Raw genomic sequence first — 23,867 nt, 5'->3', positions numbered from 1 at the left:
GGTGTGAAACCCCCGGTGCCGCGTTGCAATCCCGTTGCCGCGCGATCATATAGGGGCGCACACCCGAACACACCCGAAGGCACACCCCGCATGGTCTATCTGGATTTCGAAAAGCCGCTTGCCGACATCGAAGGCAAAGCCGAGGAGCTTCGCGCCCTGGCCCGCAAATCCGAAAACACCGTGGACGTCGAGAAAGAGGCCGCGGCACTGGACAAGAAGTCGGGCGAACTGCTGCGCGACCTCTACAAGACCCTGGACCCCTGGCGAAAGACCCAGGTCGCCCGCCATCCCGACCGCCCCCATTGCCGCGACTATATCGACGCGCTGTTCAGCGAATACACGCCCCTTGCGGGCGACCGGGCATTCGGCGACGACCATGCGGTCATGGGCGGCCTTGCCCGCTTCAACGACGCGCCCTGCGTGGTGATCGGGCACGAGAAGGGCAACGACACCAAGACGCGCATCCACCACAATTTCGGCATGGCCCGCCCCGAGGGATACCGCAAGGCGATCCGGCTGATGGATCTGGCGCATCGCTTCAACCTGCCGGTCATCACGCTTGTGGACACGCCCGGCGCCTATCCCGGCAAGGGCGCCGAGGAACGCGGCCAGTCCGAGGCCATCGCCCGCTGCACCCAGAAATGCCTTGAAATCGGCGTGCCGCTGGTCAGCGTCATCATCGGCGAAGGCGGATCGGGCGGCGCGGTGGCCTTCGCCACGGCCAACCGGATCGCCATGCTGGAACATTCGATCTATTCGGTGATCTCGCCCGAGGGCTGCGCCTCGATCCTGTGGAAGGACGCCGAACGGATGCGCGAGGCGGCCGAGGCGCTGCGCCTGACCGCCCAGGATCTGAAGAAGCTGGGCGTCATCGACCGCATCATCGCGGAACCCGTAGGCGGCGCGCAGCGCGACCCTGCCGTCGCGATCGAAGCCGTGGGCCAGGAAATCGCCGCGATGCTGGCGGACCTGAAGGGCAAGAAGCTGGCCGACCTGATCCGTGACCGGCGGCAGAAATTCCTGGATATGGGATCGAAAAGCCTGGTCGCCTGATCGGCAACCGGCATCCGACCTGTTCCACGCTGACCGACCGCTGAACCGATCCTGCGCGACAGCGCGGATCATGCCCCCAATGCGGCCGATCATCGCCCCGTGGGGTGAAGGCCGCCGCATGACATGGGGCATGATGTAAGGCCGGATCGTCGGGGTGGAACCAAGCTTGATCGTGCCGCTGGTCCCGCCCTGCGCGCCGCGCGCTAGGCTGCGCGACGCCTCTGCCTCCTCAAGGATCTTGCGCGCCTGTGCCAGCACGTCGTGTCCCTGCGGCCTCGGCACCGCGTCGCATTGTCCGCGTTCCACAAGTTCCGGCCAAGCCAATGCCGCAACGCCATCCGGCGCCGCAAAGAACCGGCCGCCTGCATAGAGATCGTCCGCAGGCGCCCAGATGGTGCGTGGCAATAAGGCCTGGCCGATCCTCAGATAGCCGGGGCCCGAAATCCCGCCTCGGCCATCAGCCGGTCGGAATGGGTCTCGACCTCGGCTTCCAGCCGGGGGACGAAACCCTCGGCCGGGACTTCGGGGGGGACAACGGGAAGAAACTCGACCACGGCGCGGCCGGGGCGGATGCCCCATCCCTTGCGCGGCCAGAACAGCCCCGTGTTGACCGCCACGGGAACCACTGGCAGCCCGGTCGCACCCCGGATCGTGCTGACTCCGTGCTTGTAGGGACGGCGTTCGCCGGGCCTTGTGCGCGTGCCTTCGGGATAGATGATCAACTGGCCCAGCCCGTCGCCCGCGATCCTCTGGTTGATCTCGCTGGAGATGGCGCGCATGGCATCCCGGCCCTTGGCGCGGTCGATGGGGATGCAGCCGACCTTGCGGGCATACCAGCCCATGATCGGCACATGCATCACTTCCTTCTTCATGATGAAGGCGCGGCGAGGGACGGCATGGGCGATGACCAGGATATCCAGAAAGCACTGGTGCTTGGCGGCGATGATGCAGTCTTCCGTGGGCGGCGTGCCGCGCACTTCGCAGGTCACGCCCAGATGCAGCTTGGCGGCCCAGAGCATGTAGCCGATCCAGCGCGTCGCCACCCGGTTGGCGCCCGCCCGGCCATGTCGCAGCAACAGGGGCAGGCCGAAAAGACCGATCACGACCGTCGCCAAGGCGACATGCAGGTAATAGAGGGCGTTCTGCACATGTTGCCAGGCCGACAGCAGGCCCGGCACCGGCGACGCCGCCCGGCTGTTCATCGAACGGCCCCCAGCATCTTCAGCGCCGCCCAGCGCGTCGCAAAGAAGCCGACGGCGGCGGCCACGACCGGGATCAGCAGCGGCAGCAGCCAACCCCAGCCCTGAAAGCCCAGCCCGGTCAGGAACCCGCCCGCGGCATTCATGCCCGGCAGCATGGCGATCCCCGCCATGCCGCACAGCGTGCCGACCGTCGCGCCCACGGCGGCGCGCTTGGTGAAGCGGCGCACGAAGGCCGTGGCGATGGTGATGTCGCGCGCGCCGATCAGCCGCAGCACCCGGATCACCTGCCCGTTCGCCGCCAGCGCCGCCTTGGCGGCCAGCGTGATCATGGATGCGGAAGCCGCCGCGATCAGCAGCAGCGACACGATGCCCAGCATCCGCAGACGGTTCGCTGCCGTCACCAGCGGGCGACGCCATTCGGTGTGGTCGTCCAGCGTCGCGGCCGGTGCCTCGGCCTCAAGCCGCAGGCGCAATCCTTCGGCATCGAAATCCTCGCCCGCGATGGGCAGGTCGATCAGGGACGGAACCGGCAGGGCATCGACGGGCATGTCCGGGCCGAACCAGGGGGCAAGCAGGCCGGCAACCTCGTCCGCGGGCAGCAGGCGGGGTTGGCCCGCCCCTGGCGTGGTGGACAGCACCTGCATCGCCGCCCGTGTCGCCGCGTCCTGTTCGCCGGATGGCGCGCTGACCCGGACCGTCACCGATCCCGCCAGTTCGCTGGCCCAGCGATCCGCCAGCCGCCCCGTCGCAAGCGCCAAGGCCAGGGCAAAGACCGCCAGAAAGGCCATGGCGCCCGCCGAAAACAGCGTCAGATGCGCGGTGAATCCCGTGGGCGGCACGATCCGGTCGCCCGATCCGCCATCGCGCATCAGGCCCTGCCACAGCGCCCTCAGGTTCAAGCCCCGGAAATCAGCCCGCATCACAGATCAGCCCCCGCAAGATTCAATGTCCCGTTCGCGATCCGCAGCACGCGCGCGGCGACCTGCGCCTTGGTCGCGCGGATCAGGTTCAGGTCGTGGGTCGCGACCAGCACGGTCTTGCCCGACTTGTTCAGCTCGATCAGCAGCTGCATCAGGCGGACCGACATGTCCCAGTCCAGGTTGCCCGTCGGTTCGTCCGCCAGCACCAGGTCGGGCGACAGGATCACCGCGCGCGCCAGCGCCGCGCGCTGCCTTTCGCCCCCCGACAGGGACGGGGGCATGGCGCGGGCGTGATGGGTCAGGCCCACCCAGCCCAGCAGGTCGCGCAGCGCCTCCATATCGACGGGCTGTCCCGACACGGACAGCGGCAGGGCGACGTTTTCGGCCACCGGCAGATGATCCAGGAACTGCGTGTCCTGATGGACCACGCCCACCCGGCGGCGCAGATCGGCGATGCCGTCGCGCGTCAGTTGCCGCAGATCCTCGCCGAAGGCGACCATCTGCCCCGAGGTGGGCAGCAGGTCGGCATAGCACAGCCGCAGAAGCGTCGTCTTGCCCGAACCCGACGGGCCCGTCAGGAAATGGAACATGCCCGGCTGCAAGGTCAGCGTCATGTTCGACAGCAGTTCGGCTCCCCCGTGATAGCCGAAGCCGACATCCCGCATCTCGATCACGCGCACCCCCGTTCGTTCCAGTCCGGCTTGGAAGCCGGCCCTGCGCTTGATAGAACAGCCAAAAGGCGAATGCGAGGGCCGGCATGGCGGAAATACGGTTGATCTGTCCCGGTTGTGCTGCGGAATATCGCGTCCCCGACAGTGCCGTCCCCCCCGAGGGGCGAGAGGTCGAGTGCAGCGCCTGCGGCAAGGTCTGGCACGCCACGGCGCCGCTGGCCCTGGCCGAATTCCAGCCCTCCGCGGCCGCCCTGCCGTCCGGCGACCTGCCCCGCCTGAGCCGCCGCCTGCCCGACAGCGTGCTGGATATCCTGCGCGATGAGGTCGAACACGAACGCCGCGCCCGCGCGTCCGAGGACGGCGAAACCGCCGCCCCGGAACCCAAGCCCGCGCCTCGTCCGGCCGCCGATCCCGAATGGCCCGCAACGACCATCACCCGGCATTTCGATCCAAAGCCCCCTGAGCCGCCGCAGGCCGCCCTGCCCGAACCAGAACCTGTACGCCCCGCACCCGTCCAGCGGGTCAAACTCCGCCCCGTCCCGGTGGCGGTTGAAAAACCGGCCCCGGAACCTGTCCGGCAGGCAGCCGCGCCGCAGCCACGGCCCGCGCGAAAGCGGGGTGGTTACCGTGCGGGGTTCGGTCTTGCCTTGATGCTGGCTGGGGGTGTCGTGGCGCTGTATCTGGCGGCGCCGACGCTGGCGGGCCAGGGCGACTTCGGCGAAGGGCTGATGGATCTGCGCGCCGGCATGGACCAGGCGCGCCTGTGGTTGCAGGACCGCGCGGCTGCCCTGATCCGCTGATCAGAACCGGTCCAGCAGCCGACCAAGGTAATCGCGCTCGTCCTGGGGACGTTCGGCCTGGCCGCTGCGGCGGCGGATTTCATCCAGCAGATCGCGCGCACGCTGCGCCGGATCGACGCCTTCGGCCAAGGGATCGCCCCCTGCAATGACATTGCCGTTTCCGTCGCGCTGTCGGCCCAGGGGGTCCAATGCGGGACGCTGTCCCATGTTCTGGCCCTGCCCTGCCCGGTCGCCCGCGCCGGGCTGCTGGCCGTCCTGTCCCTGCTGACCTTGTTGCCCTTGCTGGCCCTGCTGGCCTTGCTGCTGGGCCATCATGTCGCCAAGGGCGCGCATTCCTTCCCGCATCGACTGGATGGCATCGGCCTGGCGTTGCAGCGCGCCGCCGGTGTCGCCTTCCCGCAGGGCCTGTTCGGCATCCTCCATGGCCCGGCCCGCCTCGTCCAGTTGGCGCCGCGCTTCATCGCCGCCGGGCGATCCCTGCCCCGGCAACAAGCCCTGCTGTTGGCCCAATTCCTCGCGCAGTTGCCGCTGGCGGTCGGCCAGCCCCTGCGCATTGCCGGATGGCTGACCCATCTGGCCTTGGCCGAACTGTTCCTGCATGTCGCGGAACGCCTCGTCCGACAACTGCTGCTGCTCGCGCAGCGTATCGGCCAGGCGGTTCATCGGCTGGTTGCCGCTGCTGCCTTCCTGGCCCTGTCCCTGGCCCTGGGACTGGCGGACCTGAAGGTTCTCCATCATGCGGTTGAACTGTTCCAGCAGTTCCTGGGCCTCGGCCATGCGGCCCTCGTTCATCAGGCGCTGGATCTCGTCCATCATCTGCTGGATCTGGTCGCCGGTGATCTGCTGGCCCTGCTGTTCCCCGGTGAACCGTTCCGCCGGATCCTGCTGCTGCCCCTGCTGGGCCAGCATCTCGGTATAGGCGTCCGTCGCGGCCTTCAGTTCGTCCATCAGGCGCTGGATCTCGTCGGGGCTGGCGCCGTTGCGGATCGCCTCGGACAGCTTTTCCTGGGCTTGCCGCATCCGTTCCAGGGCATCCGACAGCCCGCCATCCTCCAACTGGACTGCCGCCTGCCACAGCGCCTCGGCCAGATCGTCGCGGGCCTTGTCGGTCAGCCGGTCGCCCTCCAGCAGCGTCACCGCGCCGCGCAGTTCCAGGTAAAGCGGCTGCTCGACGAAGCCCTGGGGCTGCCATGTCACCGCCCGCAGGATCTCGGCGCTGCGCCCGGCATTGTCGCGCGACCACAGCAGGTCGCGCCGCATCTCGATCAGGGCGGCGGCCAGCGGGTTGAAGAAACGCCGCCCCGGCAGGACGGTCCGCATCGGCTGGGCCTCGCCCACCTGCTCGATCCCGTCCACCGCGCGCAAGGATACGCTGACGGGCAGGTTCGCCCAAGGGTGGCGGGACAGATCCTCGGTCAACTGGCCCTGGATCTCGCGGCGGTCGCCGCGCGGCAGGGGCAGGACCAGTTCGACCGCAGGCCGGGGTTCGGGGTCGATGGCAAGGCCAAAGCGGCGATCCACGGCAGGCAGATCAAGCGCGATCACCGCCTGGCCGGACATGACGCCATGATCGTCCCGGGCGCTGAAATCCTGGACCATCTTGCCGTCGGCACGCCTGACAGGGGCCGCGCCCGCCTGGATCACGGGAACATTGTCGGGCAGCACCGTCACGTCGAAACGCCGCCCCGCAACCTCGATGGTGCCCGAGCTTTCGGCCCGGAAGCCCGGCGCCTGCGGATCCTCGCCCAGTGCGGGGCCGATGTCCTGGGTGACCGCCGCGCCCTGCCCGTACAGGCGGAAGGTGACCTCGCTGCCCTTGGGCAGTTCCAGCGGCTGGCCTTCCTCAAGCGCGTTCAGATAGATCGTCGGGCGGCGGGTATAGGCGGGGGGTTCCGCCCAGCCTTCCCAGCTTGGCCCCGCAGGCACCCCATCTGTCGCCATGGGGCGGGACACGGTCGCGGCCAGCGCCTCGATCCCTTGGCCCATCTGCGCCGCACCGCCGAAGATCAGCGCCATGACAAGGGCAACCAGCCCCGCCAGCCGCAAGGCAAAGGGATCGCGCCGCGTCAGGCCCGCATCGGGGCGCACCGCCCGCGCGCGCGATGCCCGCGCCCGCATCTGGGCCAGATGCGCCTGCCACAAGGCCCCCTCGCCCCCGATCGCCGCGCTGTCGGTCAAGGCGGCCAGCGGACGGCCCGGCAGGGTCCGGTCCAGCCGCCCCATCGCATCGGCCATGCGGACGCGGCGGAACCGCATCCCGCTCCGGATCGCAACCCAGATCAGCAGCAACAGCACGGCCCCGGCAAGCCAGGGCAGCACCGGCAGCGGCACGGCCGCCACCAGGCCCAGCGAAAAGGCGGCGAAAACCAAGGCCAGCACGGTTGCCAGCGGCCAGAAGGCCCGCGCCGCCTGTTCCCAGACCATGCCCCAGCGGGTCAGGTGCAGGGCACGGACGACGGGCCCCCTCTTCTGTGCGAAAATATCCTCGGGGATCCGGGGGCCGACAGCCCCCGGCTGCGACGTCACATCGGGGTGCCGCGTCAAAGCCATTCCGGGATGCTATCCCGAGCCAGCATTTCCTCAAACGTCGGCCTTGCCCTGATGACGGCGAAGTGATCGCCGCTGACCAGAACCTCGGGCACCAGGGGGCGCGAGTTGTATTCCGACGCCATCACCGCGCCGTAAGCCCCGGCGGACCTGAAGGCGATCAGGTCGCCCGCCGCCATCTCGGGCAGGTCCGCGCCCTTCTGGAAGGTGTCGCCCGATTCGCAGACCGGACCCACCACGTCGAAGGGCTGCACCGCTGCGCCGACCGCAGGTTCGCGCACGGGAACGATGTCGTGATGCGCGCCGTACATGGCCGGGCGCAGCAAGTCGTTCATCGCCGCGTCCACGATCAGGAAATCGCGTCCCTCGCCCTTCTTCACATAGATCACCTGCGACAGAAGGATCCCGGCATTGCCGACGATGTTGCGGCCGGGTTCGATCTCGATCTCGCAGCCCAGGTCGCCCACCGTCTCGCGGATCACCTGGCCGTATTCGATGGGCAGGGGCGGGGCGTTGTTGTCGCGGCGATAGGGGATGCCCAGGCCGCCGCCCAGATCCAGCCGGGTGATGCTGTGCCCGTCGGCGCGGAGCGCGCGGGTCAGGTCGGCCACCTTCGCATAGGCCGCGCGGTAAGGGTCCAGATCGGTCAACTGGCTGCCGATATGCACGTCCACGCCCACGACCCGCAGGCCCGGCAGCGAGGCCGCCTCGGCATAGACTTCTCGCGCCCGGGCGATGGGGATGCCGAACTTGTTTTCCGACTTGCCGGTCGCGATCTTCTCGTGCGTCTTCGCATCCACGTCGGGGTTCACGCGCACCGCCACCGGAACGGTCGCGCCCATGCTGGCGGCCAGCGCCGACAGGGCGTGCATCTCGGGTTCGGATTCCAGGTTGAACTGGCGGATGCCCCCCTCGATGGCCATGCGCATCTCGACCAGGGTCTTGCCCACGCCGGAAAAGACGATGCGGTCGCCGGGAACGCCCGCCGCCTTGGCGCGGGCGTATTCGCCGCCCGAGACGACATCCATCCCCGCGCCCAGATCCCCCAGCAGCTTCAGCACGGCCAGGTTGCTGTTGGCCTTGACGGCAAAGCAGACCAGGTGATCGGTCCAGTCCAGCGCCTGGCGGAACAGCCCGAAATGCCGCGTCAAGGTCGCTGCCGAATAGACATAGACGGGCGTCCCCACCTCGGCCGCGATGCGCGACAGGGGCACGTCCTCGGCGCAAAGCTGGCCGCCTTGGTAGTTGAAGTGATCCACCTACAGCTCCGTGATCACGCCCATTGTGGCGTGGCCGGAAATCGAGACGTTGGATTTCGGCGCGGTCTTGGGGGCCGTCGGACGTTCGGGCGGGCCGTCCACGCCGCAGGCCGCCACGGCTGCCACCGCCAGAATTGCAATCCACTTCATGCCAGTTTTCCTTTCCAGCGGGTGATCTGCGCGCGCACCTGATCGGGCGCCGTGCCGCCATAGCTTTGCCGCGAGGCGACCGAGTTGTGAACGCCCAAGACGCCGAAGACCTTGTCGGTGATCCCCGCATGGACCCCTTGCATGTCGTCCAGCGTCAGGTCGGGCAGGTCGCAGCCTTTCTTCTCGGCCAGGGCCACCAGCGATCCGGTGACGTGATGGGCATCGCGGAAGGGCAGGCCCAGCTCGCGCACAAGCCAGTCGGCCAGATCCGTCGCGGTCGAGAAGCCCGCCGATGCCGCGGCCTCCATCCTGTCGCGGTTGGCCGTCAGGTCGGACAGCATCCCCGTCATCGCGGCCAGGGCCAGCATCAGGCTGTCGGCGGCATCGAAGACTTGTTCCTTGTCCTCCTGCATGTCCTTGGAATAGGCCAAGGGCAGGCCCTTCATCACCGTGAACAGCGCGACCGTCGCCCCCAGGATCCGCCCGATCTTGGCGCGGATCAGTTCGGCCGCGTCGGGGTTGCGCTTCTGCGGCATGATCGACGACCCGGTGGACCACTTGTCCGACATCGACACGAAGCGGAACTGGGCCGATGACCAGATCACCAGTTCCTCGGCCAGACGCGACAGGTGGACGGCGCAGATGCTGGCCGCCGACAGGAATTCCAGGGCGAAATCGCGGTCGCTCACGGCATCCAGGCTGTTGGCCATGGGCGCGTCGAAGCCAAGCGCCTGCGCGGTCGCATTGCGGTCGATGGGATAGCCGGTCCCAGCCAGCGCGGCGGCGCCCAGGGGCGATTCGTTCATCCGCCGACGCGCATCCCCGAACCGCGACAGGTCGCGGCCGAACATTTCCACATAGGCCATCATGTGGTGGCCCCAGGTCACCGGCTGGGCGGTCTGCAGATGGGTGAAGCCCGGCATCACCCAATCCGCCCCTGCCTCGGCCTGCGCCAGGGCCGCGCGGATCAGCGCCTGCAGTGCCTCGATGACCGCGTCGCATTGGTCGCGCACCCACAGGCGGAAATCCGTCGCCACCTGGTCGTTGCGCGACCGGCCGGTGTGCAGGCGGCCCGCAGGTTCGCCGATGACCTCCTTCAGCCGCGCCTCGACATTCATGTGGATGTCTTCCAATTCGGTGCGGAAGGGGAAATCGCCGGCCTCGATCTCTGACAAGACGGTGAGCAGGCCTTCCCTGATCGCCTCGGCATCGGTATCGCTGATGATGCCTTGTGCAGCCAGCATGGCGGCATGGGCACGGCTGCCCCGGATATCCTGGGCGTAGAGCCGCCGGTCGAAGCCGATCGAGGCGTTGATCGCCTCCATGATCGCGTCGGGCCCGGCAGCGAAGCGCCCGCCCCACATGCTGTTGGCGGAATCCTGTTGCGGCCGGTCGGTCATAGGCGCGTCCTTCGGAGGTCTTCATGCTGCGTTCCGCCCTGCTTTATACGGCACTGCTTTTCGGTGCAAACGCCGCCTTCGCGGGCGCGGTGGACTGGCAGGCTGCCAAGGACGCGGGCCTTGTGAAACTGGTCCCGGCCGAGGAACCGGCGCCCGTGTCCGATGTCGAATTCACCGACCCCGAGGGCGGCACGCATACCCTTGCCGACTACAAGGGCAAGGTCGTGCTGCTGAACTTCTGGGCCACCTGGTGCGCCCCCTGCCGCGAGGAGATGCCCTATCTCGATGCCCTGCAATCCGAGATGGGCGGCGAGGATTTCGAGGTGGTGGCCGTGGCGACGGGCCGCAACGCCCCCGACCGCATCGACAAGTTCTATGAGGAAACCGGGTTGCAGAACCTGCCCGTCCTGCTGGACCCGCGCCAGCAGCTTGCGCGTGCCATGGGCGTGGTGGGCCTGCCGGTGACCGTCCTGATCGACCGCGAGGGCCGCGAGGTCGCCCGCCTTCTGGGCGAGGCCGACTGGAGCAGCGAGCCCGCCAAGGCCGTCATCCGGCAGCTTGTGGCGGACTAAGCTGGGCGTGGCGGTGGCAGGTGACAAGATGGTCGTTCACCATGCCCGTCGCCTGCATGAAGGCATAGGTGATGACCGGCCCGCAGAAAGTGAAGCCGCGCTTCTTCAGCGCCTTCGACATGGCCGTCGATTCGGCTGTCGCGGTCGGCACCTCGGCCGCGCTGGCAAAGCGGTTCTGGATTGGCTGGCCGCCGACAAAGTCCCACAGGAAGGGCGAAAAGCCTTGCTGCGATTCGATCTCCTGAAACAGCCGGGCGCCCTTCACCGCTGATTCGATCTTGCCGCGATGGCGGATGATGCCGGGGTTTTGCAGCGCCCGATCAATGCGGGCATCGTCCCAGCGGGCGACGCGTTCGGGGTCGAAGCCGTCGAATTCCTCGCGGAAGGCATCGCGCTTGCGCAGGATGGTGATCCAGGACAGGCCCGCCTGGAACCCGTCCAGCACCAGCTTTTCCCACAAGGCGCGCGGATCGCGTTCCGGCACGCCCCATTCGGTGTCGTGATAGTCGACATACAGCGGATCGGTCCCGCACCAGGGGCAGCGGTCGGTCATGAAGCATTAACCCTTAATCCAGAAATCCCTGCGCGTTTACCGCAAATTAGGCGATTATTGCCACAACAGAACACGGAATGATTGCGGCACAAGGGGCCAGACGTGACCGACGCAAAGCTGCCTGAAAAAGGCTCTCCGCTGGAATATGCGATGGATCAGCAAAGCAGGCTGACCCTGCCGCTGGTCAGGCTTGCCGTCGAACGGGGAAACGGCGTCCTGGCCTTTCAACCGGTCGTGCAGGCCCAGCGGACCAACCGCCCCGCCTTCTATGAAGGCCTGATCCGCATCATCGACGATTCGGGGCGGATGGTGCCCCTGCGCGACTTCATGCCGGTGGCGGAAACCACCGAACTGGGCCGCCAGATCGACTGCCTGTCGCTGTCGCTAGGACTGAAGGCCCTGTCCGAGGAACCGTCCCTGCGCCTGTCCATCAACATGTCGGCGCGGTCCATCGGCTATCCCGCCTGGATGGACAGCCTGCGCCGGGGCGTTTCCGCCGATCCGCAGGCGGCCGAACGGCTGATCCTGGAAATCACCGAAAGCTCGGCCATGGGAATGCCGGACGAGGTGAAAACCTTCATGCGCGAGGTGCAGCGATACGGGATCAGTCTGGCGCTTGACGACTTCGGGGCCGGCTATACCTCGTTCCGCTATCTGCGCGACTTCTGCTTCGACATGATCAAGATCGACGGTCAGTTCATCCGAGAGATTTCCGATCATCCCGACAACCAGGTCCTGACACGGGCGCTGATGTCGATTGCGCAGCATTTCGACATGTTCACCGTGGCCGAGATGGTCGAGACGGCGGATGATGCCAGCTTCCTGATCGACAACGGCATCGACTGCCTGCAGGGCTATTACTTCGGGGCCCCGACCATTGCGCCGCCGTGGAAGTCCCCGCCTTCCGTCGTGCTGCGCTAGGTCCTGTCTACGACTTTCGGGCGATCTGCTTGACGCCACGGCACGAACCCGCATCCTGTTCCTGATTCGCCAGTCATCTGGCTCAAGGGAAGGAGCTTATCGTGACCAAAGCCGTTATCGTTTCCGCCGCCCGGACCCCGGTCGGCAGTTTTATGGGTTCGTTCGCCAATACCCCGGCGCATGACCTTGGCGCGGCCGTCCTGGCCGAGGTCGTGGCCCGCGCGGGCATCGACGCGGCTGAGGTCGACGAGACCATCCTGGGCCAGGTGCTGACCGCGGGCCAGGGCCAGAACCCTGCCCGGCAGGCGCATATCAAGGCGGGCCTGCCGCAAGAATCGGCGGCCTGGGGGATCAACCAGGTCTGCGGGTCGGGCCTGCGTGCCGTGGCGCTTGCCGCGCAGCATGTGATCCTGGGCGATGCCAAGGTCGTTCTGGCCGGCGGGCAGGAAAGCATGTCGATGTCCACCCACGCCGCCTATCTGCGCGCGGGGCAGAAGATGGGCGACATGCAGTTCATCGACACCATGATCCGCGACGGGCTGTGGGACGCCTTCAACAATTACCACATGGGCACCACGGCGGAAAACGTCGCTCAGAAATGGCAGATCAGCCGCGACCAGCAGGACGAATTCGCCCTTGCCTCCCAGAACAAAGCCGAGGCGGCGCAGAAGGCCGGGCGCTTCGATGATGAAATCGTGGCCTATACCGTCAAGACCCGCAAGGGCGACACGGTGGTGGACAAGGACGAATACATCCGCCACGGCGCGACCATCGACGCCATGCAGAAGCTGCGCCCCGCCTTTTCCAAGGAAGGCTCGGTCACGGCGGGCAATGCCTCGGGCCTGAACGACGGCGCGGCGGCGGTCATGGTCATGACCGAGGACGAGGCGAACCGCCGCGGACTGACGCCGCTGGCGCGCATCGCCTCCTGGGCCACGGCGGGGCTTGATCCGGCGATCATGGGCACCGGCCCGATCCCCGCCAGCCGCAAGGCGCTGGAAAAGGCCGGCTGGTCCGTCCAGGACCTGGATCTGGTCGAGGCGAACGAGGCCTTTGCCGCCCAGGCCTGCGCGGTCAACAAGGACATGGGCTGGAACCCCGACATCGTGAACGTGAACGGCGGCGCCATTGCCATCGGCCACCCGATCGGTGCCTCGGGCTGCCGCGTGCTGAACACCCTTCTGTTCGAGATGAAGCGCCGCGACGCGAAGAAGGGTCTTGCCACGCTGTGCATCGGCGGCGGCATGGGCGTCGCCCTTTGCGTCGAACGGTGACGATCTTGGCGCGCAATGATGTTGCGCGCCATTTCCTTGCCTTGTAGCAATATTGCCGGAACGACCAAACTTAAGGGGGAAGATCTATGTCCAAGGTTGCACTTGTCACTGGTGGTTCGCGCGGGATCGGCGCGGCGATTTCCAAGGCGCTTCAAGAGGCTGGCTATACCGTCGCCGCCACCTATGCGGGCAATGACGAGGCCGCGAAGGCTTTCACGGAAGAAACCGGGATCAAGACCTACAAGTGGTCGGTCGCCGACTATGACGCCTGCGCCGAAGGCATCAAGCGGATCGAGGAAGAGGTCGGCCCCATCGCCGTTCTGGTCAACAACGCGGGCATCACGCGGGACGCGATGTTCCACAAGATGACTCCGCAGCAGTGGAAAGAGGTCATCGACACCAACCTGACCGGGCTGTTCAACATGACCCATCCGGTCTGGTCGGGAATGCGCGACCGCAAGTTCGGGCGGATCATCAACATCAGCTCGATCAACGGGCAGAAGGGACAGGCGGGCCAGGCCAACTATTCCGCCGCCAAGGCGGGCGACCTGGGCTTCACCAAGGCCCTGGCCCAGGAAGGCGCGCGCGCGGGCATCACCGTGAACGCGATCTGCCCCGGCTATATCGCGACCGAGATGGTCAAGGCCATCGACGAAAAGGTGCTGAACGAACGCATCATCCCGCAGATCCCGGTGGGCCGCCTGGGCGAGCCCGAGGAAATCGCCCGGACGGTGGTGTTCCTGGCATCCGACGATGCGGGCTTCATCACCGGATCGACCATCAGCGCCAATGGCGGCCAGTATTTCGTCTGATCCACCCGCCCGAAACGACCACGGCCCGCGCTGATCGCGCGGGCCGCTTCAAATCTGTCACCGTTCAACAGGTCAGTGGGTCAGTCGGGAAATCTCTTCCTTGAGACGAAGTTTCTCGCGCTTCATTGCCTTGATCTGAATATCGCTGGATCCAGGGCTTCTTTGTTCTCTTTCAACGGCCTCGGAAAGCACCTGGTGTTTCTTGCGCAGTTCCTCGACGTGGGAAGCAACCGACATCGCGTCCTCCTGTATAGGTTGAGTCGAACAGGGGGATTGCAGCACAGGCCTGTGATTCTGTCACGAGACTTTTGCAAACAAAGCCGTCAGCGGCGAACCCTCGCGCAGCACCGCCGACGCGGCCTCCGTCAGGTCCTCGCGATCGCCCCCATGGGCCGCTTCGCGGTGCATGACGAAGGGCGCCAGCAGCCGCAGCGGCCCGCGCGCGCCCTTCTGTGCCTGGACGATCACGCGCCCTGCCTCGCGCCCGGCGCGCCCCGCAACGGGCAGGATCGTCACGGCCCCGGCGCGGCCCGTCAGGGCGGCCAGGATCGCGTCCAGCCGGTCGGCCCGCTGGATCAGCGTCACAATGCCGCGGGGCACCAGGCGGCGCAGGGCCACGTCGATCCAGGCGGCCAGGGGCGTGTCCTCGCGCCGCGCGATGGCCCGGCCCCCGTCCGGGGCCGCCGTGCCCCCCAGGAAATAGGGGGGATTGGCGATCACATGGTCGAAGACCTGCGATCGCAGGTCCACGGGAAGCCGGGCAACGTCGCCCGTGACGACCGCTATCTCGATGCCATTCGCGGTCGCATTGCGCCGCGCCAGGTCGGCATAATCCCCCTGCGCCTCCAGGCCCACCAGCCGCAGGCCTGGCACGCGCCACCCCAGGCACAGGCTTGCCACCCCTGCCCCGCAGCCCAGTTCCAGCACCGCCTGCCCCGCCTGCGCGGGACAGGCCGCTGCCAGCATCACCGCATCCGCGCCCGACCGAAATCCGCGCCGGGGCTGGGCAATCCGCAACCGGCCGCCCAGGAAGCCGTCGCAGGTCAGGTCACTCATCCAGGCCGGCATCGCGCAGGATGGCGCGGGCCATGAACTCGTCGCGGTCCGCGACCATCAGCCGCTGCGGCAGGATGCCCAGCGAACCTTCCAGCACGCTCATGTGCTGGTCCATCGGAAAGGCCGGGATCCCCTCGTCCTCCAGCAGGCCGATGGCGCGGGACATGCGGACGGGATCGTTGCTGCGGAACAGTTCTTTCATGGTCGGAACGCTAGGCGGCGGTTGCGCAATTGTCGAGGGCATGGCAAGGGACGACGCGGCAAGGGGAATAAGGCGATGGGTGTGAAGGAAAACGTCCAGAAACCGCTGGATCGGCTGTCCGAGGCGCTTGGCGCCGAGATGGAGGCGGTGAACGCCCTGATCCGCGACCGCATGTCCAGTGAGAACGCCCCCCGCATCCCCGAGGTGACGGCCCATCTGATCGAGGCCGGGGGCAAGCGGCTGCGGCCGATGCTGACCCTGGCTGCTGCCCGGATCATGGGCTATGACGGCCCCTTCCACATCCATCTGGCCGCGACGGTCGAATTCATCCACACGGCGACGTTGCTGCATGACGACGTGGTGGACGAAAGCCGCCAGCGGCGCGGACGCCCGACCGCGAACCTTCTGTGGGACAACAAGTCCAGCGTCCTGGTCGGCGATTACCTGTTCGCGCGCAGCTTCCAGCTGATGGTGGAACCGGGAAACCTGCGCACCCTGGAAATCCTGTCCAACGCCGCCGCCACCATCGCCGAGGGCGAAGTGCTGCAACTGACCGCCGCCCAGGATCTGCGCACCGACGAGAACATCTATCTGAAGGTCGTGCGCGGCAAGACCGCCGCCCTGTTCTCGGCCGCGACCGAGGTCGGGGGCGTCATTGCCGGCGCCCCGGCCGACCAGGTGCGGGCGCTGTTCGACTATGGCGACGCCCTGGGCATCGCGTTCCAGATCGTCGATGACCTGCTGGATTACGGCGGCGCCACGGAAACCATCGGCAAGAACGTGGGCGACGATTTCCGGGAACGCAAGCTGACCCTGCCGGTCATCAAGGCCGTGGCCCGCGCCACGCCCGAGGAACGGGCCTTCTGGTCGCGCACCATCGAAAAGGGCGACCAGCGGGACGGCGATCTGGAACAGGTGCTGTCCCTTCTGGCCCATCACGGCGCGATGGAAGCCGCGCGCACCGACGCGCTGCTGTGGTCGGCCACCGCCAAAGCCGCCTTGGCCAAGCTGCCGCCGCATCCGATCCGCGACATGCTGTCGGATCTGGCTGATTTCGTGGTCAGCCGCGTCGCCTGAGGTCCACTACTCGGTTTGATCGCCAAATCAGGGGCTTCGCCCCCGGCTCTGCAACGCGGGCGAGTATCGAGCAACCATGGTCTGCCCGATAGGCAGGCTTGATCCCCCTGGATCGCCCATTTGCCGGGCATTCCCCGTCTGACCCCTGCGCCGCCCTGCTTGATGCCTGTGCAAGCGTGTCAAAGCCGCTCAATCAAGGGGCGTCGGCGGCGTCCGGTGCCGCATGGAAGGGGATTCGATGATGAAAAGGGCTGCTCCCTTTATTGCCACAGCCGCGCTTTTGCTTGCGGCGCCAACATTCGCGCAGGACGCTGCGGTCGCGGTCGAAGCTGCCGTGCCGGTGCCCGACAAGGGCGACACGACCTGGATGCTGGTCTCGGCCATTCTGGTGATGATGATGACGCTGCCGGGGCTGGCGCTGTTCTATGGCGGGCTTGTCAGGGCCAAGAACATGCTGTCGGTGCTGATGCAGGTGCTGACCGTGTTCAGCATGATGGCGATCCTGTGGGTGGCCTTCGGCTATTCGCTGGCCTTCACCGGCGCGGGCGCGGCCGAGGACGTGACCTTCTTCACCCCCTATATCGGCGGGCTGTCCAAGATGTTCCTGGGGGGCGTCGGCACGGACTCTGTGGTCGAGGGCTTCACGGCAGGCGTGGTGATCCCCGAACTGTCCTTCGTGATCTTCCAGATGGCCTTCGCCTGCATCGCATCCGCCCTGATCGTGGGGGCGACGGCAGAACGGCTGAAGTTCAGCGCAATCCTGATGTTCATCGTGATCTGGTTCTTCTTCTCCTACCTGCCGATGGCGCACATGGTCTGGTGGTGGGGCGGGCCGAGTGCCTATGACGCGCCCTCGGGCCTGCTGTTCGGGCATGGCGCGCTGGATTTCGCTGGCGGCACGGTCATCCACATCAACGCGGGCGTCGCGGGCCTGGTCGCCGCGATGGTCGCCGGTCCGCGCCTGGGCTACCGCAAGGAACTGCTGGCCCCCCACAACCTGACCTTCACGCTGATCGGGGGCTGCCTGCTGTGGATCGGCTGGTTCGGCTTCAACGCCGGGTCAAACCTGGAAGCCAACGGCCTGACCGCGCTGGCGATGATCAACACCGCCGTCGCCACCGCCGCGGGCGTGCTGGCCTGGTCCTTCGGCGAATGGGCCTTTCGCGGCCATCCCAGCCTTCTGGGCGGCATTTCGGGCGCCATCGCGGGCCTGGTGGGCATCACCCCCGCGGCAGGCTTCGTGGGCCCGATGGGCGCCATCGCCATCGGCCTGATCGCGGGCCTTCTGTGCATGTGGTTCGTCATCAGCATGAAGCCCCGCATGGGCATCGACGACAGCCTGGACGTGTTCGGCATTCACGGCATCGGCGGCATCGTCGGCGCGATCCTGACCGGCGTCTTCGCGGCGCCGTCGCTGGGGGGCACCGGCGTCTTCGACTATGGCGCGAACGCGGTTGCCGAATTCTCGATGGGCAGCCAGGTTTATGCGCAGACCTTGGGCGTGGTGATCGCGATCGTCTGGTCGGGACTGGTGTCCTTTGTCGCCATCCACATCGTCAAGGCGCTGATCGGGTTGCGGGTGACGGATACCGACGAACGCCAGGGCCTGGACATCACCACGCATGGCGAGAACGCCTATAACTGAGACCCGGCCGCGATCCAGGAAAGGCCCGGCAATCGCCGGGCCTTTTTCCATGCGCAGATCACCAATTGGTGCGGGCAATTCCCCTTTGGCGATTCTTCGTGTAGGGTGCCGCACAATTTGGCCGGTGAACGGCCTGGGCAGAAACGCAGGCACCTACGCATGAAACGACCGACCGGCACCCCGAAGCGCACGGGCCGCAGCCCTGTTGCCGACAAGCGCGCCTCCGCACCGGAACAGAAACCGGCGGTGCGCCGCCACAAGGCTCCGGCCCGGCGCGGCAATGTGGTCATGCGCACCATCGCGGGCACCGTCGGCCTGATCTGGCGCATCCTGTGGGGGTCGCTGTGGCGCCTGGCCATGGTCATGGTCCTGATCGTCGGCGGGGCCACCGCCTATTTCTATGCCAGCCTGCCCGAACCCGAGGCGCTGTTCGACGCCCGCGCGCGCGGCTCCGTCACCATGCTGGACAATGACGGCAAGGTCTTCGCCTGGCGCGGCGAAACCTATGGCGCCGTCACCAGCGACAAGATCGCCCCCGTCCTGAAGGAAGCCGTGATGGCGACTGAGGATCGGCGCTTCAACTGGCACCTTGGGGTCGATCCCATCGGCATCGCCAGCGCCATCAAGATCAACCTGTCCGAAGGCCGCGGCGCCCTGCAGGGCCATGGCGGTTCGACCATCACCCAGCAGGTCGCGAAACTGCTGTGCCTGGGCGATACCTTCGACCCGATCCGCTGGAAGAACGAGGCCGAGTTCGAACAGGACTGCCGCGTCACGTCGCTGTGGCGCAAGATCAAGGAAGTGCCCTATTCCTTCGCCCTGGAAGCCAAGTATTCCAAGGACGACATCCTCAACATCTACATGAACCGGTCCTACATGGGCGGCGGCGCGCGCGGCTTCGAGGCCGCGAGCCAGCGGTATTTCAACAAGCCCGCATCCGACGTGAACGCCTCCGAGGCCGCGATGCTGGCGGGCCTGCTGCAGGCGCCCAGCTATTTCGCGCCCACCGCGAACCTGCAGCGCGCCCAGAACCGCGCCAGCGTCGTTCTGGGCCTGATGACCGAGGAAGGCTACCTCACCCCGGCCGAGGCCGAGCAGGCCCGCGCCAATCCTGCCCGGCTGTCGCAGGCCGCCCAGGCCCGTGCGGGCGGGTATTTCGCCGACTGGGTGATGGAATCCGGCCCCGGCTTCCTGACCAGCGAAACGACCGAGGACGTGACCATCCGCACCACCTTCGATCCGCGCATCCAGACGGCGGCGGAACGGGCGATGAAGCGGATCTTCGACGAAAAGGTCAGCGACAACTCCAAGGCCGAGGCTGCGGTGGTCGTGATGTCCGCCGACGGCGCGGTGCGCGCGATCATCGGCGGGCGTGACAGCATCGTGAACGGCGCCTTCAACCGCGCGGTCCAGGCCAAGCGCCAGACCGGGTCGGCCTTCAAGCCCTTCGTCTTCGCCGCCGCGCTGGAAGCGGGCTACAGCCCCGGCGACCGGGTCGAGGACGGGCCCCTGACCATCCGCATCCCCGGCGGCAAGCCCTGGTCGCCCCAGAACTACAGCCGCCGCTATTCCGGCGCGGTGACGCTGACCACGGCGCTGAAACAGTCGCTGAACACCGCCACCATCCGCCTGCAGGAAGCCGCGGGCCGCAACGAGGTCCGCCGCATCGCCCATGACTTCGGCATCGTCAGCAACCTGACCACCAGCCCGTCCCTGGGCCTTGGCGCGTCCGAAGCCACGCTGATGGAGTTGACCGGCGCCTATGCGGGCATCCGCAACGGCGGCACCTCGGTCGCGCCCTACGGCCTGGTCGAACTGCGCATCGCGGGCGACGATCAGCCGCTGATGGGCCAGTCCGGCGGCATGGGCGCGCGGGTCATCAGCCAGCGTTCGGCGGGCCAGTTGATCTACATGATGCAGCAGGTGATCGAAAGCGGCACCGGCGGCCGCGCCAAGATGGGCTCGCGCCCAGTGGCGGGCAAGACCGGCACCACCAGCAGCTATCGCGACGCCTGGTTCGTGGGCTTTTCGGAACAATATGTGGTCGGCGTCTGGATGGGATACGACGACAACACGCCCCTGAAGGGCGTCACCGGCGGCGGGTTGCCCGCCGAGATCTGGCAGGCCGTCATGACCGACATCCACGAGGGCCTGCCGGAACTGCCGCTGTCCACGGTTTCGCCCGACGGCAGCGGGATCCTGTTGTCGAACGACGGCGCGCCCAAGGTCGTGACCTCGGGGTCGGCCGACGATCCGCTGGCGGCGGCATTGGCAGGTGCGGTGAACAGCGCCAATCCGGGTGCGGGGGCGCCAACGCCCGTGACGGCACCGCAGACACCGGGCGACAGCAGCACGGCAAGTTCGGACGATGCGCTGAGCCGGGCGCTGAACGGGATATTGGGGGGGAATTGATCCCTTCTGCCTTCCTGTGGCGGATGGGCTACATCCTGCAACTCTGCAACCAAGATGCGCGCCGGGACTTGCCTCAAACCGAGAAGCTCTTGCTGAATATCCTGCGACACTGTTTAATAACGATATTTTAGTAAGGATTTCTCGTGGCTTACGCTAGACTTACCGTTCCTGACACTATCACAATTCGGGAAGGTCAGACACGTTCTCTCAGCCTCGAACTCATAGGGCTGTTCAATCATCAGATCAGTTGGTCCTATTACACCACGGTTGGCGGTGGAACGGCGCAGAACTCTGATATTGGTGGAGCGTCAGGCAGCGGCTCGATGATGATCGTCAGCAGCTTCCCCCAGACGGAGAGAGAGCCTTTTTCAATTTCTGCAATGCAGGACGACATTCAGGAAGCCGTCGAAACTGCGTATCTGGTCGTTCAAGTCGCCGGCACGGGGGGCTTTTCATTCGAGGACGGAAGTAATTACAAGACGATAGAAATCCGCATCCTCGACGACAACCTGACGACCGGCGGAAGCGCGAATGACATCCTTCGCGGCACAGGCGCGGCCGAAGTCCTGACCGGCAGGGCGGGCAACGATACCTATCACCTCACCTTGGGCGACACGGTGGTCGAGCTTGCCGGCGGAGGCGTCGATACCGTCAATGCCAGCTTCACCCACGCCCTCGCCGCGAATGTCGAGAACCTCACCCTGACCGGCAGTGCCGCGATCAACGGGACCGGCAACCTGCTGGCCAATCGCCTGACCGGGAACGGGGCGGCGAACCAGTTGGTGGGCGGCATGGGGGCGGACACCCTGCTGGGGAATGGCGGCAACGACACCCTCTTGGGCGGGATCGACAATGACCTGCTGGACGGAGGGATCGGCAATGACTGGCTGGATGGCGGTGCCGGGACCGATACCCTGCGCGGCGGGGCGGGCAATGACGTCTATGTCCTGGACAGCGCGGCGGATGTGATTGCCGAAGCCATGGGCCAGGGGACCGACACGGTCCGCGCCACGTTCAGCACGACCCTGGGATACCAGCTTGAGAACCTGACCCTTCTAGGCACCGGCAATCTCAATGGTACGGGCAATGGCCTGAACAACATCCTGACCGGGACTGTCGGCGCGAACCGGCTGGAGGGCGGGGCAGGCAACGACACCCTGACGGGCGGCGACGGCGCGGACTGGCTGGACGGCGGCACGGGCATCGACCTGCTGCGCGGCGGGACGGGCAATGACATCTATATCGTGGACAATTCCGGCGACCAGGTGGCCGAGGCTGCGGGACAGGGCATCGATCTTGTGCGGGCCAGCGCCTCGTTCAAACTGTGGGGCGAGGTCGAGAACCTGATCCTGACGGGCAACGCCGCGATCAGCGGGACCGGGAACGCGCTGAACAACAGCCTGACCGGCAATGCCGCAGCCAACCAGTTGATCGGCGGGGCCGGGAACGACATCCTGAACGGCGGGGCCGGGCAGGACACGATCAACGGCGGCGCGGGCACCGACCAACTGGCCGGCGGTCTGGATGCAGCACGGGACGTGTTCATCTTCAACACCCTGTCCGACAGCGCGGTGGGCGCGGGCCGCGACCGGATCGCGGATTTCCGCACGGGCGTGGACGACATCGACCTGCGCGCCCTGGACGCCAATACCCGGGTCGCGGGCAACCAGGCGTTTGATTTCTCGGGCACGGCGGCGGCCGCCAATTCGGTCTGGTATCTCAAGGCGGGCGCGAACCTTGTGGTCCGGGCCGATGTCAACGGCGACAAGCTGGCCGATTTCGAAATCGCGGTTCTGGGGCAAAGCGCCCTGAGCGCGGGCGATTTCCTGCTGTGATGGCCCTTGCAGGCGGTGCTATCCCGCCGCCTGCAAATCCGCCGTCAGCGCCGCCAGGTCGCCGCGCCGGGCGGTCAGCATGGCGCTGATCTCGGCGCGTTCGCTGGCCAGCATGTTCACGCCCTCGATGATGATGTTGAAGAACCTGTCGCGGCCCGACTTGTCCGACACATGCCATTCGACCTCCATCGGGGCGCGGCCGTTCAGATAGGCGACCGAGGTGACGGCATAGAAGCTTTTCAGCGGACGCGCGCCCGTCACCTCGATCTTCGATCCGATGAACTCGCGGAACCGCTTGCCGTATTTGCGGCCGATATAGCCCTGGAACGCCTGGGTATAGGCAGACAGCGCGGCGGGATCAGCCTGGCGTGCGGCGGGGCCGAGGGCGGACCGGGCGATCACGTCCACATCGGCATAGCGGACGAAGATCGATTCGAAGTCGCGATACATCTGCGCCGTCGGCTTGCCGGAATTGATGACGCCGTAAACCTCGCCCAAAGCGGTGTCGATCAGGGCATGGGCATGGTTCGAATCCAGCGCCCAGGCCCCGCGCAGGGGCGCCACGCTCAGCGCGGCGGCACCGCCCAGCAGCATCAGGATACCGCGCCTGCTATTCGGCATAGGGGTCGATGGCGTCATCCGCAGTCTCGGCATATGGGTCAATCTCGGTCCCCTCCTCGTTCAGTTCATGGCGGCGGTGCATCAGATAGATCAGCCGCAATTGGGCATAGCTATCCGCACTGCCTTGCAGAACACTATCCACCGTTTCGCCAAAGCGCGCCCGATCACCGGCTTTTGAGGCCACCCGTAGGCCAAAAGCCGCCCATGCCCCATCCCGGTGCAGGACATGATTCAGGGGGTCGATAGCCAGATCGACCACCTTGCCCACCGCGTCCCGCTGGGTCGATGGACCCAGGATCGGCAGCTCAAGATAGACCCCTTCGGGGACGCCCCAGACCGCCAGGGTCTCTCCGAAATCGGTGTCCTGTTCGGGCAGGCCGAAGTCCCGGCCGGCGGGATCGAACAGCCCCCCGATTCCAAGCGTCGTATTGACGGCAAAGCGGAAAAAATTCTTGATCGCGGGTTCAGGGCGGCCTTGCATCACGCTGTTCACGACCTTGCCCGGCAGCGACAGGTTCGATCCGGCATTGATGACCAGATCCATCGCACCCGGGCTGTCCGATGCACCGTCGCCTGGCGAGGCAAGCCGCGCCACGGGGGCGACCACCCGTTCATCGAAGGCCTTGTTGAAGGCATGAACACGGCGATTCTGCCGTTCGAACGGGTCGTTGACGCGAATGCCGTCCTGCATCACAGGTTCCGACGCGCAGCCCGCCAGAATCACGCTGAGGGCCAGCGGAGCGACAAGGGACAAGGGACGCAAAGGATCTCCTAACCTTTTCGGAATACTACAAGGGGCATGACAGTAGGCCAGCAAGGATCGCATACTGGCGTGCAGGCCCTGCGGCAAGGCCGCCCCGACGGCGGAACATGAAGGATGAATGG

23 protein-coding genes are annotated in these 23,867 nt (G+C 66.7%); 10 read left to right on the top strand and 13 right to left on the bottom strand.

The window, feature by feature from the left end:
* The first annotated feature begins 90 nt into the window (after nt 1–90).
* A complete protein-coding gene (locus IEX25_RS02285) occupies nt 91–1,053 on the top strand; it encodes an acetyl-CoA carboxylase carboxyltransferase subunit alpha (protein WP_188713851.1) in 963 nt (320 codons plus the stop codon).
* Between the two features lie 422 nt (nt 1,054–1,475).
* Here IEX25_RS02285 and IEX25_RS02280 read toward each other — a convergent pair whose 3' ends face one another.
* Genes IEX25_RS02280 through IEX25_RS02270 form a run of 3 tightly spaced genes read right to left on the bottom strand, consistent with a single transcriptional unit; the run spans nt 1,476 to nt 3,849 of the window.
* Nucleotides 1,476–2,255 (bottom strand): lysophospholipid acyltransferase family protein, encoded by a 780-nt coding sequence (locus IEX25_RS02280; RefSeq protein WP_188713850.1) that lies wholly within the window; start codon nt 2,253–2,255, stop codon nt 1,476–1,478.
* Entirely contained in the window at nt 2,252–3,178 is a 927-nt protein-coding gene (locus tag IEX25_RS02275; RefSeq protein WP_103172174.1) for a cell division protein FtsX, read from the bottom strand. The genes IEX25_RS02280 and IEX25_RS02275 overlap by 4 nt, the downstream gene beginning before the upstream one ends.
* Nucleotides 3,175–3,849 (bottom strand): cell division ATP-binding protein FtsE, encoded by a 675-nt coding sequence (locus IEX25_RS02270; RefSeq protein ID WP_103172305.1) that lies wholly within the window; start codon nt 3,847–3,849, stop codon nt 3,175–3,177. Before IEX25_RS02270 ends, IEX25_RS02275 begins: the two co-directional genes overlap by 4 nt.
* A gap of 83 nt (nt 3,850–3,932) precedes the next feature.
* Here IEX25_RS02270 and IEX25_RS02265 point away from each other — a divergent pair, with 83 nt between their 5' ends.
* Nucleotides 3,933–4,646, top strand: coding sequence for a zinc-ribbon domain-containing protein (locus IEX25_RS02265; protein ID WP_188713849.1), 714 nt, complete (start codon nt 3,933–3,935; stop codon nt 4,644–4,646).
* Here the strand turns inward: IEX25_RS02265 and IEX25_RS02260 are convergent, their stop codons facing one another.
* Genes IEX25_RS02260 through argH form a run of 4 tightly spaced genes read right to left on the bottom strand, consistent with a single transcriptional unit; the run spans nt 4,647 to nt 10,002 of the window.
* A complete protein-coding gene (locus IEX25_RS02260; RefSeq protein ID WP_308421424.1) occupies nt 4,647–7,196 on the bottom strand; it encodes a DUF4175 domain-containing protein in 2,550 nt (849 codons plus the stop codon).
* Nucleotides 7,187–8,452 (bottom strand): diaminopimelate decarboxylase, encoded by a 1,266-nt coding sequence (gene lysA, locus IEX25_RS02255; RefSeq protein WP_188713848.1) that lies wholly within the window; start codon nt 8,450–8,452, stop codon nt 7,187–7,189. Before lysA ends, IEX25_RS02260 begins: the two co-directional genes overlap by 10 nt.
* Nucleotides 8,453–8,602, bottom strand: coding sequence for a hypothetical protein (locus IEX25_RS02250; RefSeq protein WP_188713847.1), 150 nt, complete (start codon nt 8,600–8,602; stop codon nt 8,453–8,455).
* Nucleotides 8,599–10,002, bottom strand: a complete 1,404-nt coding sequence (gene argH / locus IEX25_RS02245) for an argininosuccinate lyase (protein ID WP_188713846.1) — start codon at nt 10,000–10,002, stop codon at nt 8,599–8,601. The genes IEX25_RS02250 and argH overlap by 4 nt, the downstream gene beginning before the upstream one ends.
* A 23-nt stretch (nt 10,003–10,025) precedes the next feature.
* On the opposite strand from argH, the gene IEX25_RS02240 reads away from it, so the two are divergent.
* Nucleotides 10,026–10,574 carry a TlpA disulfide reductase family protein gene (locus IEX25_RS02240; RefSeq protein ID WP_188713845.1) on the top strand — a complete coding sequence of 183 codons (549 nt, stop codon included), beginning with the start codon at nt 10,026–10,028 and terminating at the stop codon, nt 10,572–10,574.
* Here IEX25_RS02240 and IEX25_RS02235 read toward each other — a convergent pair.
* The gene (locus IEX25_RS02235) at nt 10,549–11,127 is read right to left on the bottom strand and encodes a DNA-3-methyladenine glycosylase I (protein WP_188713844.1); all 579 of its coding nucleotides are present in this window, start codon (nt 11,125–11,127) and stop codon (nt 10,549–10,551) included. The two genes, IEX25_RS02240 and IEX25_RS02235, sit on opposite strands and share 26 nt — an antisense overlap.
* A gap of 150 nt (nt 11,128–11,277) precedes the next feature.
* On the opposite strand from IEX25_RS02235, the gene IEX25_RS02230 reads away from it, so the two are divergent.
* The 3 genes from IEX25_RS02230 (at nt 11,278) to IEX25_RS02220 (ending at nt 14,134) form a co-directional block, all read left to right on the top strand.
* Nucleotides 11,278–12,048: an EAL domain-containing protein gene (locus tag IEX25_RS02230; RefSeq protein ID WP_103172304.1), complete on the top strand. Its 771-nt coding sequence runs from the start codon at nt 11,278–11,280 to the stop codon at nt 12,046–12,048.
* Between the two features lie 101 nt (nt 12,049–12,149).
* Entirely contained in the window at nt 12,150–13,322 is a 1,173-nt protein-coding gene (locus IEX25_RS02225; RefSeq protein WP_188713843.1) for an acetyl-CoA C-acetyltransferase, read from the top strand.
* A gap of 86 nt (nt 13,323–13,408) precedes the next feature.
* Entirely contained in the window at nt 13,409–14,134 is a 726-nt protein-coding gene (locus tag IEX25_RS02220; protein WP_103172166.1) for a beta-ketoacyl-ACP reductase, read from the top strand.
* A gap of 72 nt (nt 14,135–14,206) precedes the next feature.
* Here IEX25_RS02220 and IEX25_RS02215 read toward each other — a convergent pair whose 3' ends face one another.
* From IEX25_RS02215 to IEX25_RS02205, 3 genes are read right to left on the bottom strand one after another with little or no spacing between them, the layout of a single operon-like run.
* A complete protein-coding gene (locus tag IEX25_RS02215) occupies nt 14,207–14,371 on the bottom strand; it encodes a YdcH family protein (protein ID WP_103172165.1) in 165 nt (54 codons plus the stop codon).
* Between the two features lie 60 nt (nt 14,372–14,431).
* The gene (locus IEX25_RS02210; protein WP_188713842.1) at nt 14,432–15,190 is read right to left on the bottom strand and encodes a tRNA1(Val) (adenine(37)-N6)-methyltransferase; all 759 of its coding nucleotides are present in this window, start codon (nt 15,188–15,190) and stop codon (nt 14,432–14,434) included.
* A complete protein-coding gene (locus tag IEX25_RS02205; protein WP_103172163.1) occupies nt 15,183–15,392 on the bottom strand; it encodes a putative signal transducing protein in 210 nt (69 codons plus the stop codon). Before IEX25_RS02205 ends, IEX25_RS02210 begins: the two co-directional genes overlap by 8 nt.
* Nucleotides 15,393–15,467: 75 nt before the next feature.
* On the opposite strand from IEX25_RS02205, the gene IEX25_RS02200 reads away from it, so the two are divergent.
* The 4 genes from IEX25_RS02200 to IEX25_RS02185 all read left to right on the top strand — a co-directional run bounded on the left by IEX25_RS02200 (nt 15,468) and on the right by IEX25_RS02185 (nt 22,361).
* Nucleotides 15,468–16,469, top strand: coding sequence for a polyprenyl synthetase family protein (locus IEX25_RS02200; RefSeq protein WP_103172162.1), 1,002 nt, complete (start codon nt 15,468–15,470; stop codon nt 16,467–16,469).
* 241 nt (nt 16,470–16,710) lie between these two features.
* Nucleotides 16,711–18,114 carry an ammonium transporter gene (locus IEX25_RS02195; RefSeq protein ID WP_308421423.1) on the top strand — a complete coding sequence of 468 codons (1,404 nt, stop codon included), beginning with the start codon at nt 16,711–16,713 and terminating at the stop codon, nt 18,112–18,114.
* Between the two features lie 159 nt (nt 18,115–18,273).
* Nucleotides 18,274–20,526: a transglycosylase domain-containing protein gene (locus IEX25_RS02190; protein WP_103172160.1), complete on the top strand. Its 2,253-nt coding sequence runs from the start codon at nt 18,274–18,276 to the stop codon at nt 20,524–20,526.
* A 380-nt stretch (nt 20,527–20,906) separates the two neighbouring features.
* Nucleotides 20,907–22,361 carry a calcium-binding protein gene (locus tag IEX25_RS02185; RefSeq protein ID WP_188713840.1) on the top strand — a complete coding sequence of 485 codons (1,455 nt, stop codon included), beginning with the start codon at nt 20,907–20,909 and terminating at the stop codon, nt 22,359–22,361.
* An 18-nt stretch (nt 22,362–22,379) separates the two neighbouring features.
* Here the strand turns inward: IEX25_RS02185 and IEX25_RS02180 are convergent, their stop codons facing one another.
* Nucleotides 22,380–22,982 carry an MlaC/ttg2D family ABC transporter substrate-binding protein gene (locus IEX25_RS02180; protein WP_188713839.1) on the bottom strand — a complete coding sequence of 201 codons (603 nt, stop codon included), beginning with the start codon at nt 22,980–22,982 and terminating at the stop codon, nt 22,380–22,382.
* Entirely contained in the window at nt 22,972–23,673 is a 702-nt protein-coding gene (locus IEX25_RS02175; RefSeq protein WP_229664996.1) for an MlaA family lipoprotein, read from the bottom strand. Before IEX25_RS02175 ends, IEX25_RS02180 begins: the two co-directional genes overlap by 11 nt.
* Between the last annotated feature and the right edge of the window lie 194 nt (nt 23,674–23,867).

The sequence above is a fragment of the Paracoccus acridae genome, from assembly GCF_014642735.1.
Classification (GTDB): Bacteria; Pseudomonadota; Alphaproteobacteria; order Rhodobacterales; family Rhodobacteraceae; genus Paracoccus; species Paracoccus acridae.
The sequence above is the reverse complement of the archived record's forward strand: the minus strand, read 5'-3'. Positions and strand labels throughout refer to the sequence as shown.

Excerpts from the sequence above, each read along its gene's own strand:
- IEX25_RS02230 (WP_103172304.1), top strand. The coding sequence starts at position 11,278 with ATGGATCAGCAAAGCAGGCTGACCCTGCCGCTGGTCAGGCTTGCCGTC.
- IEX25_RS02190 (WP_103172160.1), top strand. The coding sequence starts at position 18,274 with ATGAAACGACCGACCGGCACCCCGAAGCGCACGGGCCGCAGCCCTGTT.
- IEX25_RS02175 (WP_229664996.1), bottom strand. The coding sequence starts at position 23,673 with ATGCAGGACGGCATTCGCGTCAACGACCCGTTCGAACGGCAGAATCGC.
- IEX25_RS02265 (WP_188713849.1), top strand. The coding sequence starts at position 3,933 with ATGGCGGAAATACGGTTGATCTGTCCCGGTTGTGCTGCGGAATATCGC.
- IEX25_RS02260 (WP_308421424.1), bottom strand. The coding sequence starts at position 7,196 with ATGGCTTTGACGCGGCACCCCGATGTGACGTCGCAGCCGGGGGCTGTC.
- IEX25_RS02235 (WP_188713844.1), bottom strand. The coding sequence starts at position 11,127 with ATGACCGACCGCTGCCCCTGGTGCGGGACCGATCCGCTGTATGTCGAC.
- IEX25_RS02185 (WP_188713840.1), top strand. The coding sequence starts at position 20,907 with ATGCAGGACGACATTCAGGAAGCCGTCGAAACTGCGTATCTGGTCGTT.
- IEX25_RS02200 (WP_103172162.1), top strand. The coding sequence starts at position 15,468 with ATGGGTGTGAAGGAAAACGTCCAGAAACCGCTGGATCGGCTGTCCGAG.
- IEX25_RS02210 (WP_188713842.1), bottom strand. The coding sequence starts at position 15,190 with ATGAGTGACCTGACCTGCGACGGCTTCCTGGGCGGCCGGTTGCGGATT.
- IEX25_RS02180 (WP_188713839.1), bottom strand. The coding sequence starts at position 22,982 with ATGCCGAATAGCAGGCGCGGTATCCTGATGCTGCTGGGCGGTGCCGCC.
- IEX25_RS02195 (WP_308421423.1), top strand. The coding sequence starts at position 16,711 with ATGAAAAGGGCTGCTCCCTTTATTGCCACAGCCGCGCTTTTGCTTGCG.
- IEX25_RS02280 (WP_188713850.1), bottom strand. The coding sequence starts at position 2,255 with ATGAACAGCCGGGCGGCGTCGCCGGTGCCGGGCCTGCTGTCGGCCTGG.
- IEX25_RS02250 (WP_188713847.1), bottom strand. The coding sequence starts at position 8,602 with ATGAAGTGGATTGCAATTCTGGCGGTGGCAGCCGTGGCGGCCTGCGGC.
- IEX25_RS02205 (WP_103172163.1), bottom strand. The coding sequence starts at position 15,392 with ATGAAAGAACTGTTCCGCAGCAACGATCCCGTCCGCATGTCCCGCGCC.
- argH (WP_188713846.1), bottom strand. The coding sequence starts at position 10,002 with ATGACCGACCGGCCGCAACAGGATTCCGCCAACAGCATGTGGGGCGGG.
- IEX25_RS02220 (WP_103172166.1), top strand. The coding sequence starts at position 13,409 with ATGTCCAAGGTTGCACTTGTCACTGGTGGTTCGCGCGGGATCGGCGCG.
- IEX25_RS02215 (WP_103172165.1), bottom strand. The coding sequence starts at position 14,371 with ATGTCGGTTGCTTCCCACGTCGAGGAACTGCGCAAGAAACACCAGGTG.
- IEX25_RS02240 (WP_188713845.1), top strand. The coding sequence starts at position 10,026 with ATGCTGCGTTCCGCCCTGCTTTATACGGCACTGCTTTTCGGTGCAAAC.
- IEX25_RS02285 (WP_188713851.1), top strand. The coding sequence starts at position 91 with ATGGTCTATCTGGATTTCGAAAAGCCGCTTGCCGACATCGAAGGCAAA.